Origin of the sequence: Chitinophaga ginsengisoli (genome assembly GCF_003014595.1) — a bacterium.
Lineage (GTDB): Bacteria > Bacteroidota > Bacteroidia > Chitinophagales > Chitinophagaceae > Chitinophaga > Chitinophaga ginsengisoli.
Genome location: NZ_PYGK01000001.1, coordinates 24,328 through 38,358, shown reverse-complemented (window position 1 = coordinate 38,358; position 14,031 = coordinate 24,328). Strand labels below are relative to the sequence as shown.

Below are 14,031 nucleotides of genomic sequence, written 5' to 3'. Positions count from 1 at the left end.
AAAAGTGAAACCAACAAGTAGAACAACCGCTAATTTTCTGAAGTTGAATGTAACAGCTTTAGAGTCATTGTGTGTGAATGGCTGGTTGGTTAACGGTCGGACCGGACAGACCGGCAAGACCTTCGGCCATGTTTCAGAACATAGCGACACCCTCAGTAGCATTGTGGCCAATGTAAACTGCGTCGCCTACGAAATAAATGATTTTCAATGAAAGCTACCCTTATGAAGCTTAATTTTTCAAGTGGTCTGTTAGCAGTATTGCTGGTTAGCCTGCTCGCCAGCTGCGGTGGTAGTAAAACCCCCAAAAACGCGCAAGGACAGCTGATCGGCGTAAGTCCCAGACCTAAGTATTTCCCGCCAGTGCCCTATGGAATGGTTTATGTTCCTTCCGGAACTTTTCATATGGGTCCCAGCGATGAGGATTTGAACTACGCGTACACCGCCCGTAACAAGTCTATTTCCATTTCCGGCTTCTATATGGATGCTACGGAGATCACAAATAACGAGTACAGGCAGTTCGTACAGTGGGTAACAGATTCTATTGCCCACATCATGTTGGGTGACGTAAAGAACGATGGTGGTGAGGATTACATCGACTGGAAGAAGAAGATCAATTACAAGGATAAATCCACCATGGAGAAACTGGAGGGTATGACCTATGCACCTGAAGACCGTCTGTATGGACGTAAGGAATTCGACGTGCGTAAACTGGTTTACCATGCAGAAACCTTCAACTGGGAACAGGCCAAGCTGCGTGAGAACGCAAATAAGTCCCGTTCGAAGTTCATTGTAAAGAAAGACGTTGCTATCTATCCTGACACATTGTGCTGGATCCGCGACTTCTCTTATGCTTACAATGAGCCAATGACGAGGATGTACTTCTGGCACCCTGCGTTCGATAACTATCCGGTAGTAGGGGTAACCTGGCACCAGGCTAACGCTTTCGCTGAATGGCGTAGTAAGTTCTGGGAAGACTACCGTATCTCCAAGAAATTATTCACTGAAGATAAATTCCAGCTTCCTTCAGAAGCGCAGTGGGAATATGCAGCACGTGGCGGCAGAGAGCAATCTCCTTACCCATGGGGTGGTTATTACCTGCGTAACAAGAAAGGTTGCTTACTGGCGAACTTTAAACCAGGTCGTGGTAACTATCCTGAAGACGGTGGTTTCTACACTGTAAGAGCGGATGCTTACTGGCCAAATGACTACGGTTTATATAATATGTCAGGGAACGTAGCTGAGTGGACACAGGATATTTATTATGAGAACGCGTACTCTTTCACATCTGATATGAACCCATACCTCCGTATGGATATACCGGATACCGCGGTTCCAAAAATGAAACGTAAAGCTGTAAGAGGTGGTTCCTGGAAAGATATTGGGTATTTCCTCCAGACAGGTACACGTTCCTACGAATACCAGGATAGTGCTAAATCTTACATTGGTTTCAGATGTACGATCGCATTCCTGAGCCGTTCTAAAAACGATTTTGGTCACAGATAACAAGTATAGAACAGCCATTACGGATAGATGAGCGAGAAAACAGGCAGTATCGAAGAGACAGGACCAATATTCCTGTATGCCTTTGGGACGGGCATGTGTGAGATAATCAAACTTAAATATGTTGATATGAGAAACCGTATGATGTACATTGGGAAACTGCAAATCATCGTTGAGCAACAACTATTCCATAACAATTTAACCTTTAACACTTTAACCAGTAAATTTTGACCTATGGCTATGAATCCTACTACATCGAAATGGCTTAATTTCTTTGTTTGTGTCGCAGCATCAGTAGTAATTATCGGAGCGTTGTTCAAACTGCAACACTGGCCAGGCGCGGATATCGCCCTGATCGTTGGTTTGAGCACTGAAGCACTCATCTTCTTCGTTTATGCATTCGTACCGGATAGCGGTGGTCACGAGGGCGCAGCTCATGTAGCAGTTGTTTCCGGTGGCAGCCCTGCTCTGGCTGGTCTGGATAAAATGCTGGAAGAAGCTGACATCACTCCAGTAAGTCTGCAGCGCTTAAGCGAGAACTTCCAGAAATTAGGTTCCACAGTAGATAAAATGCGGGATATCAGTGACGTAGTTGCCGCTACAGGTGATTACACACAAAAAACAAGAGAAGCTGCTAGCGCAATTGGCAACGTAGCTCACGCTTACACTACTGCTGCTTCAGCTGTATCTTCTTTCAACAGTGCTTCTGAATCTACAAGAAGCTTCCATGAGCAGATGCAGGGTATGACCAAAAACCTGGCTTCCCTGAATGCTATCTACGAACTGGAACTGCAGGATACTAACAATCACCTGAAAGCTATGAACAACTTCTATAGCAATCTGCTGAATGTATCCCAGGCAATGACCAGCAGCGTAGACGATGCGCGCAAAACACAGGATCAGATCTCTAAACTGGCTCATAACCTGACTAGCCTGAACACCGTTTACGGTAACATGCTCAGCGCTATGCACAGTGCGAGATAAGGTAACGCTTATAGTTTATTTGAATTAACAACAGACAATCATTCAAACCTGAGAACAAACTATGGCACTACCTAAAGATCCCAGGCAAAAGATGATCAATATCATGTACCTGGTCTTGACGGCCATGCTGGCATTGAACGTCTCTGCTGAGATATTGAACGCATTTAATATAGTAAACAACTCAATAGAAACTTCGAATACTTCCATCACCGGAAAAAATAACGATACCTATCTGGCTTTTGATGAGAAAATGAAGACCGATGCTGCAAAAGCAGGTCCTTTCAAACAGAAAGCAGAACAGGTAAAGGCAGCTTCTGCCGAAATGTACACCTTCCTGGATTCACTGAAAGAGAGAATCGTTAGAGAGAGTGGTGGACGTGACGAATTTGGTGAGCTGAAAAGTAAAGATAACCTGGATGCTCCTACCCGTGTGATGGAGAATCAGAAACAGGGTCCTTTGCTGGAACAGAAGCTGACTGAATTACGTGGTAAGTTACTGACTTACGTAGAGGCTAAGGATAAAGCAAAGTTTGAAAAATCATTACCGCTGCATATCGAAATTGGTAAAGCACATGGTAGCCATGGTCCTGCAAAAGACTGGACTTCCTATCACTTCAACATGGTGCCTACTATCGCAGCTGTAACCATTCTGAGTAAATTCCAGAATGACATCAAGAACTCAGAATCCCTGATTATTGATGACCTGTATGCGCAGATCGGTAAAAGAGATTTCCACTTTGATAAGATCAAGCCTTTCGTTTCTCTGAACTCAAAGAATCTGATGGAAGGTCAGACGCTGACAGCTTCAGTAGCAGTGGGTGCTTATAGCAGCACTGTAAATCCTGAGATCGTAGTGAACGGTTCTTCTGTAACTGCAAGCGAAGGTCTGGGTACATATACAATGGTGGTTTCCGGTATCGGTGAAAAAACCATCTCTGGTACTGTTAAGATGACTGACCCAAGTGGCCAGGTAATTAACATGCCTTTCAATGAAACTTATAGTGTAGGTGCTTCTACTACTTCCATTTCTGCCGACAAAATGAATGTACTGTACATTGGTCTGTCGAATCCGATCTCCATCTCTGCCGGTGGTGTTCCTGCTGAAAAAGTATCCGCAGGTATCAATAACGGTAGCATGACTAAGACCGGTGCAGGTAAATATGCTGTAATAGTTAGCAAACCAGGTACTGCGATGATCACTGTAAATGGTGATATCGATGGTAAGGTAAAAACACTGGGTTCTAAAGAATTCCGTATCAAATACATTCCTGATCCGGTGATGAAAGTGGGTTTGAGCAGAGGTCCTTTCATGAAGGCTGCTGAGTTTAAAGTACAGGGCGGTTTACGTGCTGACCTGGAAGACTTCCTTTTCGAAGGTGTTAAATACGATGTTGTTAGCTATCGTATCGGCATCGACGCAAAAGGTAAAGACTACGCAGAAGCTGATGCAAACTCCGCTTACTTCCCAAGCAGCGTACTGCCGGCGATCCGTTCCATGAGAGCAGGTGATATCGTATACTTCGATAACATCCGCATAAAAGGTCCGGATGGAAGGGTAAGAGATATGCCTAACGTCAATTTCAAGATTAACTAATATTATTTTTTATGCGAGCAGTCATCCTTAACAGAATTGGTTGGTGTTCCCTCCTGCTGGTATTAGTATTGGCAACAGAGGTAAACGCACAAGGTCGCCGTCGTGGCGGCGGAGGAACAACACGTCGTACCACAGGGGCAGATAACGCTGCACCAACACAGGATGCTTCAGTTGTGAATCCAGCTACCGGTAACAGCGTTGCCACACCACCACCGCCAGCTCCTACAGCTGATGCGGCATCCCAACGCCCGGATGGTATTGGTATCCCAGTAGATACCCCACGCAAATCCCTGCGTACGGATGGCATCTCTGAAAAGAACTTCATCAAGGACCGTGTGCCCATCGCTTACGACCATATCCGCTCAGATGACGAATTCTGGGAAAAGAAGATATGGCAGGTGATCGACACCCGCGAAAAGATGAACCTTCCTTTCCAGTATAATGTTGAGGATGAAAATGGTACAAACCAGCTGTTCATTAATATCCTACTCAACGCGATTAAGAGCAAGGAAATCGAAGCGTTCAGTGCTATCGACGACAGGTTTACTACCGTACTGCCTTATGCTGACATTCAGACTAAACTGAGCGGCGAAGAAAAGACAGTTCGTAGTATCGACCCTGTAACCGGTGAAGAGAAAATGGTAACTACCCGTGATGAATTTGACCCACGTACTATCGTTCAGTACAAGATCAAAGAAATCTGGGTGTTCGATAAAGAAGCATCTGCACTGAAAGTACGTATCCTTGGTATTGCACCAATGGTAGCGCGTATGAATGAAGATGGTTCCTTCCGTGCAGCTATTCCGCTGTTCTGGGTATATTATCCTGATCTGCGTCCTGTACTGGCCAGATATGATGTATACAACCAGAATAATGATGCGGCAACCATGAGTTGGGAAGACCTTTTCGAAATGCGTTTCTTCTCCAGCTTTGTGATCAAGGAAAACAACACTTACAACCGCGAGATCAAAGATTACATTAAAGATGGTACCATGCGCCTCCTGGAAGGTCAGGCGGTTAAGGATAAAATCTTTAACAAAGAACAGGATATGTGGCAGTATTAATCTGCTCGCAGTATAAAGAAACTGAAAGGGAGTCTGTCTAACAGGCTCCCTTTTGTTTTTCCCTTTTCCCCCGTTAATTTTGTGGCCAATCAATCACCTGTATTATGTCCGCGAAAATTGAGACCCCTGATCTACTGAAAGCACTTCACCTGCAGATGGATGATCTGCTGAAAACGGCCAACGAACAATTTGTAAACGCTCCCCAACAGATCCTCCTTAGACAACCAGCTCCGGAAAAATGGAGTGTGGCCCAATGCCTGGATCACCTCAATGCCTATTCCCGTTTTTATGTACCTGCGATGGAAAAAGCTATCCAATCCGGATTGACCAGCAGTCTCCCACCGGCAGCTACCTTCAAAAGCGGATGGCTGGGAAACTATTTTACGAAGATGATGGAGCCGAAAACAAACGGTCAGCCTGGAATGAAGATGCAGGCACCGAAGGCTTATCGTCCTATGTCAGATCTGGACGCAGGAAAGGTAGTGTCGGAGTTTATTGAATGGCAGCAGAAAACGAAAGCCCTGCTCGATCAGGCGCAATATGTGAACCTGCAAAGCCTGAAGATCCCTACCACTTTGGGTAACTGGCTGAAATTTTCACTGGGAGATACTTTCCGTTTCGTTATAGCACACGAACGCCGCCATATGGCCCAGGCGCTGAGGGCCAAGGCATAATCACAATATAGACCTGGAAAGAATGTATTATGACGCTGCAGGCGTATCCGCTTCGCCGGTGGCAGGATGGAAATGGGCGTAGACCAGTTTTGCTTTGGCGGCGCCTATTTCCTTTACTAGATCATCCTCCGAAAGGAGTTTTATTTTCGCCACGGAACGGAAGGTTTTCAGGAGCTGGGTGGCGGTATTCTCTCCTATTCCCTTGATACCTTCCAGCTCGTTCTTAAAGGTGCCTTTGCTGCGCTTCTGGCGGTGGAAAGTGATACCGAAACGGTGTACCTCATCACGCACCCGGCGGATGAGTTTCAGGCTTTCACTATCATAAGGCAGTTTGATACTGTCCTTGTCGCCAGGGAAAAAGATCTCTTCTTCATTCTTAGCCAGGCCTACTACGGTCATACTGCCGATGAGGTCCAGCTCGCGTATACTTTCCATGGCTGATCCAAGCTGGCCTTTACCGCCATCTATGATCACCAGCTGGGGCAATGGTTGCTGTTCTGCCAATAAACGGGCGTAACGACGGTATACCACCTCTTTCATGGAGGCGAAGTCGTTGATACCCTGTACTGTCTTGATATTGAAATGGCGGTAATCTTTCTTGGATGCAACGCCGTCTTTGAACACCACGCAGGCCGATACCGGGTAGCTTCCCTGGAAGTTGGAGTTATCGAAACACTCAATATGCAGAGGAAGCTCCTGTAGTTCGAGATCGGCCTGTAACTGGTACAGCACCTTCTTCCTTTCCATATCACTCTTGCCTTCCAGGTGCAGGATCTTTTTGCGGTATAATTCCTCTTTGAAATAGTTCACGTTCTTTTCGGAAAGCTCCAGCAGTTTCTTTTTATCCCCTGCTTTGGGTACGGATACCGTAACATGTTCTTCCGGATATTCTATCTCGATAGGTACAATGATCTCCCGCGTCAGGCTCTGGAAAGCATCGCGCAGGTAGCTGACAGCATAGGTCAGTACTTCAGTATCATCTTCTTCCAGCTTTTTCTCCAGTGTGACCGTTTTGGTATCTGCAATGGTACCATTCAGTACCCGCAGGTAGTTCACATAGGCATAGTTGCCTTCACTGATGATGGAGAATACGTCCACATTGCCTATGCGGGCATTTACGATCGTTGATTTGGCCTGATACGCCTGCAGACTTTCTATTTTCTTTCTTACTATCTCTGCTTTCTCAAATTCCATGTTCATGGCATGTTCCTGCATCTGGGTGCGGAACATCTGTAAAACAGGGCTGAGATTTCCCCTGAGGATGTTCTTTACCTGTTGTAGTCCCTCCCTGTAATCTTCATCCGTCTGCAATCCTTCACAGGGACCTTTACAGTTGCCGAGGTGATACTCCAGGCATACCTTGTATTTCCCTTTATTGACGTTTTGCGGCGAGAGGTTCAGGTTGCAGGTGCGCAGGGGAATGTTGTAACGGATCACTTCCAGCAGTTCGCGTACACGGCCTACGGATGTGAATGGCCCAAGGTATTCTGAACCGTCTTTAATCACATTACGAGTCAGGAATACACGGGGATATGATTCATGTTTTATAACGATGTAAGGATAGGTTTTGTCATCCTTCAGGTTGATGTTAAACTTCGGCTGGAACTGTTTGATCAGTGAATTTTCCAGCAGGAAGGCATCCTGTTCTGAGCCGACGATGGTAAATTCAATATGATGAATTGTTTCTACCAACCGGCGTGTTTTATAGTTATCGTGATTCTTTACAAAATATGAGCTAACCCTTTTACGCAGGCTTTTGGCTTTTCCTACGTAAAGCAGTTCACCGGCTTCGCTGTAATATTTATAAATGCCGGGTTGAAGGGGTATGGTATGTGATATCTGTTGAAACTCCGCTGCTGTCATGTTCTAAAGAAGATCTGTTAGGGGTGTCTGAGCAGAACCTTCACATCCAGTTCCCTGGCGGGCAAAAATGCGATCTTCTGCCAGGTCACAATGCGGATATGTTTGTTATGCTGGTACACCAGGTTTTGCTGGTATTCATATACCAGGTTTGAGACGTGCTTATTCATCTGCACATTCGTGATATGTTGCTGGTTGTCAATATTCATGATCACTTCCTGGGGTACGGTGGCCATATTTCTGGCCTTGTACATAAGGGAATGTGTACCTGTAAACTGATCTGCCAGCAGAATGGTATCGTATGCTCCCTGGAGGGACGGTTTGTTCAGATCCACTTCCAGAAAGGGGGCCAGGAGGTGTTGTAACTGTGTTGAATCCGGGGTGGTAATGGTCAGACTATCCCGTTGGCCGTTCAGGACGATGGTCTTCTGTAAGGCCGGCTTATGTGTATTTATATTATTCAGTTCTTCCTGAAAATAACCTTTGAGATCCCTGTATGTATGTCCTTTGCCCTGTCCGGTACTGCTTCCGGTACCGCATGAAGCGGTGAGCGCAGCAACAACCACCAATGTCCATGAAAAACGATGATCCATCCTGCAAATTTAGGGAAGAACGTTTAAAGCTGCGTGTATATGATAATGGAAAGCAAATACTATAAAAAAGTTAATGCGCCGTAAAAACGGCGCATCTGATGCATGAGCAAATCTGTCGAGAGCACTAAAAAACGTAAAACGTATTATCTCGGCGAATAGTTACAGCATCAGAATAATATAAAATAAGAAAGCTGTCGCGCCTACGGCGGACAGCTTTCCAAAGTGTTTATATAATACTTTAATACTTAGATCAGTACGTTGCCGGACATTTCCTTCGGAATAGGAAGGCCCATCAGCGTAAGGATGGTAGGTGCCACATCGCCCAATTTTCCCGGTTTCAAAGCGCCTTTAAAGTCGTTGCTGATGACAAAATAAGGTACCAGGTTGGTGGTATGCGCTGTATTTGGCGTACCATCGTTGTTAACCATGAAATCAGCATTACCGTGGTCGGCGGTAAGGAACACTGTATAGCCATTTGCCAGGGCAGCAGTGACTACTTTGTTCACACAGGCGTCTACTGTTTCTACCGCTTTGATAGCGGCTTCCCAGATACCGGTATGACCTACCATGTCTGCATTCGCAAAGTTGAGGCAGATAAAGTCAGCAGATTTGCTTTCTATTTCAGGAACGATGGTGTTGGTTACTTCGTAGGCGCTCATCTCAGGTTGCAGGTCGTAGGTAGCTACTTTAGGAGAAGCTACGATCAGACGGCGTTCACCGTTGAACTCTTTTTCACGGCCACCGGAGAAGAAGAAGGATACGTGTGGGTATTTTTCTGTTTCTGCGATGCGGATCTGGGTGCGGTCGTTTGCTTCCAGCACTTCGCCCAGTGTATTCTGCAGGTTATCGTTTTCGAATATTACATGCACACCTTTGTAGGTCTTGTCATATTCGGTCATGGTCGTATAGTGCAGTGCGAGCGGTTCCATGCCAAAGTCGGGGAAGGACTGCTGCGTAAGCACCTGTGTGATCTCGCGGCAACGATCAGTGCGGAAGTTGAAGCAGAGTACTGCATCACCCGGTTGAATAGTGGTGATCGGTTTCTGCTGGGCATCTGTTACGATGATAGGTTTGATGAATTCATCAGTAACGCCTTCCGCGTAAGATGCTTTGATAGCAGTAATTGCATCCTGTGTAGGAGTGCCGATACCCTGTACCAGTGCATCGTAGGCCAGTTTCACACGTTCCCAGCGTTTATCGCGGTCCATTGCGTAGTAGCGGCCAGTGATCGTGGCTACTTGGCCGGTAGTTTTCTGGAGGTGAGCTACGAGGTCTTCCATGTAACCCAGACCGCCTTTGGGATCAGTATCACGACCATCAGTGAAGGCGTGAATGAATACCTTGGTCAGTCCTTTATCTTTAGCTATCTGTGTCAGTGCTTTCAGGTGAGTGATGTGCGAGTGTACACCGCCATCGCTGACAAGGCCCATCAGGTGCAGCGCTTTGTCATTATCTTTTGCATAGTTGAAAGTGTCCTGCAAAACGTTGTTGGCAGCCAGTTCGCCGGTGCGGATGGCTACATTGATACGTTGCAGTTCCTGGTACACGATACGTCCTGCACCGAGGTTCAGGTGGCCTACTTCGGAATTACCCATCTGGCCTTCCGGCAAACCTACTTCTTCTCCGCAGGTAACGAGCGTACTGTGCGGATATTTAGAATACAGACTGCTTACAAAAGGCGTCTTGGCATGCGCTATAGCGTCAGCGGCAGGAACTTGTCCCTGTCCCCATCCATCCATGATAACGAGAATGGCTCTTTTCTTTTCCATATTTCCGGTTGTAGTTTTCTTGTTCTTAATGGAGGCTAAAGTTATGAAGCATCCGTGAATACGGCATCAAACATATAGAAATGACGCCAAAAATAATACAGCAGTGAAAGAACTTTATTGCAGTTAGGTTTTATTCTAAAAATATATATTAATATATTCGCATTAATTAATCACTGTACAATACAACGATAATTGTATTTTAAAAGCTCTCCTGCAAATTGGCATAGTTTTAGCCCATTTCACTACTAATGATGAAAACTTTACTACTTAATAAAATACTGACGATGAAAAAGTTATTGTATGTGCTTGGAGTTGTGTTGTTTGGCGTCATTATCACTGCACTTACACTGTCAGCCGCTACCTTAAAACCTACTGCAGCAGGCCCTTTCGAAGATGTAGTGAGTGCTATTAAACAAGGCGATGCGAGCGCACTATCCCGTTACCTCGACAACACCGTAGAAATCAGCATGGCAGGTAAATCCAATTCCTACAGCAAAGCACAGGCAGAAATTATCCTGAAAGATTTCTTCTCTAAAAATCAGGTAAAATCATTTGAACTGATCCACCAGGTGGAAAGTGCAGGTGGTTCAAGGGTGGGGATTGCAAACGTAGGTACCACCGGAGGGGCTTACCGTACATCGTTCTTCCTGCAAAAGAAGGGTGGTTCGATGGTGCTGAATGAATTACGCTTTGAGAACAAATAAAAGTATTGTTAAGATTGATAGTGAAAAGTCCGGCCAGGCCCGGACTTTTTTATATTACAGAAAGTCTGTTCCGATGTGCTTTCTGAAATTCACTTAATTTCGTTCTTTCAAACCGATGGTATGTTACTGGAACCAGCATTTACAGATCTTATTCGCAGCGCATTGGCCGAAGACATAGGAAATGGTGATCACTCCACTCTGGCATGCATTCCAGCAGATGCCAGAGGCGGCGCCAGACTGAAGATCAAGGAAGACGGAATACTGGCAGGGATGGAAGTAGCAGCAGCTATTTTTAATCTGCTGGACCCATCATCCGTTTTTAAGCCGTTCAAGAAGGATGGAGATAGTATGAAAGCAGGAGAAGTGGCATTTGAGGTGGAAGCCGCTGTACACACCCTGTTGATGGGAGAGCGCCTTGTGCTGAACTGTATGCAGAGAATGAGCGGTATCGCCACGCTGACAAGTCAGTACGTGAATATATTGAAAGGATATCATACCCGCCTGCTCGATACCCGCAAGACCACGCCTAATTTCCGGCTGCTGGAAAAAGAAGCGGTACGCATCGGAGGTGGTGTGAATCATCGTATGGGACTCTATGACATGGTGATGCTGAAAGACAATCATATTGATTTCGCTGGTGGCATTACTGCGGCTGTGAACAAAACAGTAGCTTATCTGCAGGAGAAACAACTGCCCTTACAGATAGAAGTAGAAACCCGCAACCTGGAAGATGTGAAAGAGGTACTGGCAGTGGGACAGGTGCATCGGATCATGCTGGACAACTTCTCTCCTGCGCAGATCAGTGAAGCATTGACACTGATTGATGGCAGGTATGAAACCGAAGCGTCCGGTGGTATCAATCTGAAAACACTGGAGGAATATGCGAAGACAGGCGTCGATTATGTCTCTGTAGGAGCTGTGATCCATCACGCAGTAAGTCTTGATCTAAGTTTAAAAGCAATCTAATATCACATACAATATCCCTAACGTTGAGAAAGATTTTATTTATCATAAATCGGAAGGCAGGTACAGACAGAGAGAAACGCCTGGAGGGTATTATCAGGAGGTATTTAACTCCGAAGGCTTTTTCAGTGGAAATTACCCATCTGGAATACCTGGGACATGGTACTGACCTGGCGAAAGCCGCAGTTGCAAATGGAACGGACACAGTAGTGGCTGTAGGCGGCGATGGCTCAATTAATGAAATTGCCCAGGGGCTGGTAGGAAGTGATACTGCCCTGGCGATCATCCCGCTGGGAAGCGGCAATGGTCTGGCAAGAGCATTGAAAATACCATTGAAGGTATCCCGTGCGCTGGAAGTAATTGCTGATGGCAGGCGCCAGGCAATAGATGTCGGGTATGCCAATGAATACCTGTTCCTGAGTAATGCAGGCGTGGGTTTTGATGCCCTCGTAGCTGATCAGTTCCGCCACAAGACCAAACGCGGTTTATGGGGCTACGCAAAGCTGGTTATTTCGAGTTTCAGCAGGTATAAAGGGCCTTCCTACCAGATAGATGTCGACGGCAAAACGCTGCAGGAACGCGCTTTTCTGCTGACGGTAGCAAACGGGAACCAGTTTGGTTACGAATTTAAGCTGGCCCCTACGGCAAACGTATTTGACGGTAAACTGGACCTTTGTGTGGTGCCGCCAATCAAACTCATCGGATTAATCCCGGTCGGACTATATTCATTACTGGGCAATATTGACAAGACCCGTTACATGCAACACTATACCGGAGAAACAATCATTGTAAAAAGCAAAGAACTGGTACATCTGCAGGTGGATGGAGATGCGGTGCCCCTCAAAGAAGAGGGCGAAGTAGCTTTCCGGATACATCCTGCTGCCTTGCAGGTAATCGTTAACCGAACCTAAAATTATTGTTATGTCTAAGAAGAAAAGTAACCTGGGCGGTATCGTCTATTCCACTGATCCGGATTTCAGCCCGGAGAGCAATGAACCAGAAGAAACAGATACCCTGCCTCCTGCCCAACAGCAACTGCGTGTAAAACTGGATACCAAACAACGCGCAGGTAAAGTGGTAACCCTGGTAGATGGTTTTATCGGTAAAGTGGAAGACCTGGAAAAACTGGGGAAGGAACTGAAAACTAAATGTGGTACCGGCGGTAGTGCAAAAGATGGCCAGATCCTGATACAGGGCGACTATAAAGAGAAAGTGGTGAAGTGGCTGCAGGATTGGGGGTATAAAGCGAAATAAACCTTGCACAACGAATTTAACAAAACGTAATAGGCTCCGGTAGGAGCCTTTTTTATTGTAGCCGGAGATGATAACCCGGGTAATGGAAAACCGATTTTTATAATACCCTGAACGTATGCGGCGTATGCCCCGTCTGGCTTTTAAAGAAATGTGAAAAACTGGCGGGTTCCTCAAATCCCAGGCAATGCGCAATGATGGCGATAGGCCACTCGGTATGTAACAACAGCAATCTTGCTTCCAGCAGGATACGCTGGCGGATATGCTCGCTGGTAGTACGGCCGGTAACTCTCTTCACGGTTGCATTCAGGTGGTTTGGATGTACATTCAGGACTTGTGCAAAATCGCCCGCTGTTTTCAGCTGTACCTGCTCCTGTTCTGAAGTGATGGGAAACTGTTTTTCCAGTGTATCAGTGAAGCGCTCGGCCAGCAACTGTGCGGTAGTAAGCGTACGCTGAGGCACAAATTCGCTCACCCCCATTCTTTTAGACTCCAGCAGTAATAACTGCAGATAGATGGTGATCGCATCCAGGCGGTAATTATCACATTCCATATTCTCCTTACGCAGCCGTTCGAAGATCTCCAGCATATCTGCTCCCTGCTGTTCCGTTAAATTCAGCACACAATTGGCGCCTGTCTGAAACAGTGGATGATGCAGCAGTTCATCACGATAATAGCGTTGTGCCTCGAAGAGATGTTCAGTAAAAATGCAGTAGTAGCCGTCCTGCTCTCCTTTCGGCTGCCAGAATTTGGGCTCCAGCGGATTGACGAATACCATGGCAGGCGCCTGGATAACATAGGTACGTTCTCCCAGGGTCAACACGCCGCCACCTTTTGTGAGCAGGGAAATCTTATAATAATCCCTTCTGCTGGAAAGATATTCGCTGCAGGGGTTGGTTGCGCGGGAATGAATGGAGAAACTACTCTTTGCGGGCACCTTTGGCAGGTTCTCCTGTCCGACACTCACCTGTGATAGGTCATCGCTGAGTTTGAGCTCTTTACGATGAACAGATCTGCTATTTTTACTGTTTAAGGAGGGCATGCAGTAAAATTACAAAAAGCGCAATGCTAATGA

13 protein-coding genes are annotated in these 14,031 nt (G+C 46.2%); 9 read left to right on the top strand and 4 right to left on the bottom strand.

All coding sequences use genetic code 11. The features are described from left to right. Window positions 1-207 precede the first annotated feature (207 nt). From porK to CLV42_RS00125, 5 genes are all read left to right on the top strand, one after another. The gene (porK, locus tag CLV42_RS00150; protein ID WP_245901378.1) at window positions 208-1,503 is read left to right on the top strand and encodes a T9SS ring complex lipoprotein PorK/GldK; all 1,296 of its coding nucleotides are present in this window, start codon (window positions 208-210) and stop codon (window positions 1,501-1,503) included. A 231-nt stretch (window positions 1,504-1,734) separates the two neighbouring features. Continuing rightward, on the top strand, window positions 1,735-2,484 hold the full coding sequence (gene porL / locus CLV42_RS00140) for a type IX secretion system motor protein PorL/GldL (protein WP_089829059.1): 750 nt from the start codon (window positions 1,735-1,737) through the stop codon (window positions 2,482-2,484). A gap of 61 nt (window positions 2,485-2,545) precedes the next feature. Then, window positions 2,546-4,078, top strand: coding sequence for a type IX secretion system motor protein PorM/GldM (gene porM / locus CLV42_RS00135; protein ID WP_106599879.1), 1,533 nt, complete (start codon window positions 2,546-2,548; stop codon window positions 4,076-4,078). 11 nt (window positions 4,079-4,089) lie between these two features. Continuing rightward, complete coding sequence (gene porN, locus CLV42_RS00130; RefSeq protein WP_106599878.1) at window positions 4,090-5,142, top strand: type IX secretion system ring subunit PorN/GldN; 1,053 nt, start codon at window positions 4,090-4,092, stop codon at window positions 5,140-5,142. A gap of 104 nt (window positions 5,143-5,246) precedes the next feature. Then, the gene (locus tag CLV42_RS00125; protein WP_106599877.1) at window positions 5,247-5,816 is read left to right on the top strand and encodes a DinB family protein; all 570 of its coding nucleotides are present in this window, start codon (window positions 5,247-5,249) and stop codon (window positions 5,814-5,816) included. A 27-nt stretch (window positions 5,817-5,843) separates the two neighbouring features. Here CLV42_RS00125 and uvrC read toward each other — a convergent pair whose 3' ends face one another. The 3 genes from uvrC to gpmI form a co-directional block, all read right to left on the bottom strand. Then, window positions 5,844-7,679: an excinuclease ABC subunit UvrC gene (gene uvrC / locus CLV42_RS00120; RefSeq protein ID WP_106599876.1), complete on the bottom strand. Its 1,836-nt coding sequence runs from the start codon at window positions 7,677-7,679 to the stop codon at window positions 5,844-5,846. Between the two features lie 17 nt (window positions 7,680-7,696). After that, window positions 7,697-8,269: a hypothetical protein gene (locus CLV42_RS00115; protein WP_106599875.1), complete on the bottom strand. Its 573-nt coding sequence runs from the start codon at window positions 8,267-8,269 to the stop codon at window positions 7,697-7,699. Window positions 8,270-8,514: 245 nt separating this feature from the next. Further along, the gene (gene gpmI / locus CLV42_RS00110; RefSeq protein WP_106599874.1) at window positions 8,515-10,038 is read right to left on the bottom strand and encodes a 2,3-bisphosphoglycerate-independent phosphoglycerate mutase; all 1,524 of its coding nucleotides are present in this window, start codon (window positions 10,036-10,038) and stop codon (window positions 8,515-8,517) included. Between the two features lie 284 nt (window positions 10,039-10,322). Here gpmI and CLV42_RS00105 point away from each other — a divergent pair, with 284 nt between their 5' ends. The 4 genes from CLV42_RS00105 (at window position 10,323) to CLV42_RS00090 (ending at window position 12,959) form a co-directional block, all read left to right on the top strand. Continuing rightward, window positions 10,323-10,742 (top strand): DUF4783 domain-containing protein, encoded by a 420-nt coding sequence (locus CLV42_RS00105; RefSeq protein WP_170117342.1) that lies wholly within the window; start codon window positions 10,323-10,325, stop codon window positions 10,740-10,742. A 120-nt stretch (window positions 10,743-10,862) separates the two neighbouring features. Then, the gene (gene nadC, locus CLV42_RS00100; protein ID WP_106599872.1) at window positions 10,863-11,708 is read left to right on the top strand and encodes a carboxylating nicotinate-nucleotide diphosphorylase; all 846 of its coding nucleotides are present in this window, start codon (window positions 10,863-10,865) and stop codon (window positions 11,706-11,708) included. 23 nt (window positions 11,709-11,731) lie between these two features. Continuing rightward, window positions 11,732-12,616, top strand: coding sequence for a diacylglycerol/lipid kinase family protein (locus CLV42_RS00095; protein ID WP_170117341.1), 885 nt, complete (start codon window positions 11,732-11,734; stop codon window positions 12,614-12,616). A 10-nt stretch (window positions 12,617-12,626) separates the two neighbouring features. Next, window positions 12,627-12,959: a translation initiation factor gene (locus CLV42_RS00090; RefSeq protein ID WP_106599870.1), complete on the top strand. Its 333-nt coding sequence runs from the start codon at window positions 12,627-12,629 to the stop codon at window positions 12,957-12,959. Between the two features lie 97 nt (window positions 12,960-13,056). On the opposite strand, the gene CLV42_RS00085 is transcribed toward CLV42_RS00090, so the two are convergent. Next, complete coding sequence (locus CLV42_RS00085; RefSeq protein WP_106599869.1) at window positions 13,057-13,998, bottom strand: AraC family transcriptional regulator; 942 nt, start codon at window positions 13,996-13,998, stop codon at window positions 13,057-13,059. Between the last annotated feature and the right edge of the window lie 33 nt (window positions 13,999-14,031).

Excerpts from the sequence above, each read along its gene's own strand:
- porK (WP_245901378.1), top strand. The coding sequence starts at position 208 with ATGAAAGCTACCCTTATGAAGCTTAATTTTTCAAGTGGTCTGTTAGCA.
- porL (WP_089829059.1), top strand. The coding sequence starts at position 1,735 with ATGGCTATGAATCCTACTACATCGAAATGGCTTAATTTCTTTGTTTGT.
- porM (WP_106599879.1), top strand. The coding sequence starts at position 2,546 with ATGGCACTACCTAAAGATCCCAGGCAAAAGATGATCAATATCATGTAC.
- porN (WP_106599878.1), top strand. The coding sequence starts at position 4,090 with ATGCGAGCAGTCATCCTTAACAGAATTGGTTGGTGTTCCCTCCTGCTG.
- CLV42_RS00125 (WP_106599877.1), top strand. The coding sequence starts at position 5,247 with ATGTCCGCGAAAATTGAGACCCCTGATCTACTGAAAGCACTTCACCTG.
- uvrC (WP_106599876.1), bottom strand. The coding sequence starts at position 7,679 with ATGACAGCAGCGGAGTTTCAACAGATATCACATACCATACCCCTTCAA.
- CLV42_RS00115 (WP_106599875.1), bottom strand. The coding sequence starts at position 8,269 with ATGGATCATCGTTTTTCATGGACATTGGTGGTTGTTGCTGCGCTCACC.
- gpmI (WP_106599874.1), bottom strand. The coding sequence starts at position 10,038 with ATGGAAAAGAAAAGAGCCATTCTCGTTATCATGGATGGATGGGGACAG.
- CLV42_RS00105 (WP_170117342.1), top strand. The coding sequence starts at position 10,323 with ATGAAAAAGTTATTGTATGTGCTTGGAGTTGTGTTGTTTGGCGTCATT.
- nadC (WP_106599872.1), top strand. The coding sequence starts at position 10,863 with ATGTTACTGGAACCAGCATTTACAGATCTTATTCGCAGCGCATTGGCC.
- CLV42_RS00090 (WP_106599870.1), top strand. The coding sequence starts at position 12,627 with ATGTCTAAGAAGAAAAGTAACCTGGGCGGTATCGTCTATTCCACTGAT.
- CLV42_RS00085 (WP_106599869.1), bottom strand. The coding sequence starts at position 13,998 with ATGCCCTCCTTAAACAGTAAAAATAGCAGATCTGTTCATCGTAAAGAG.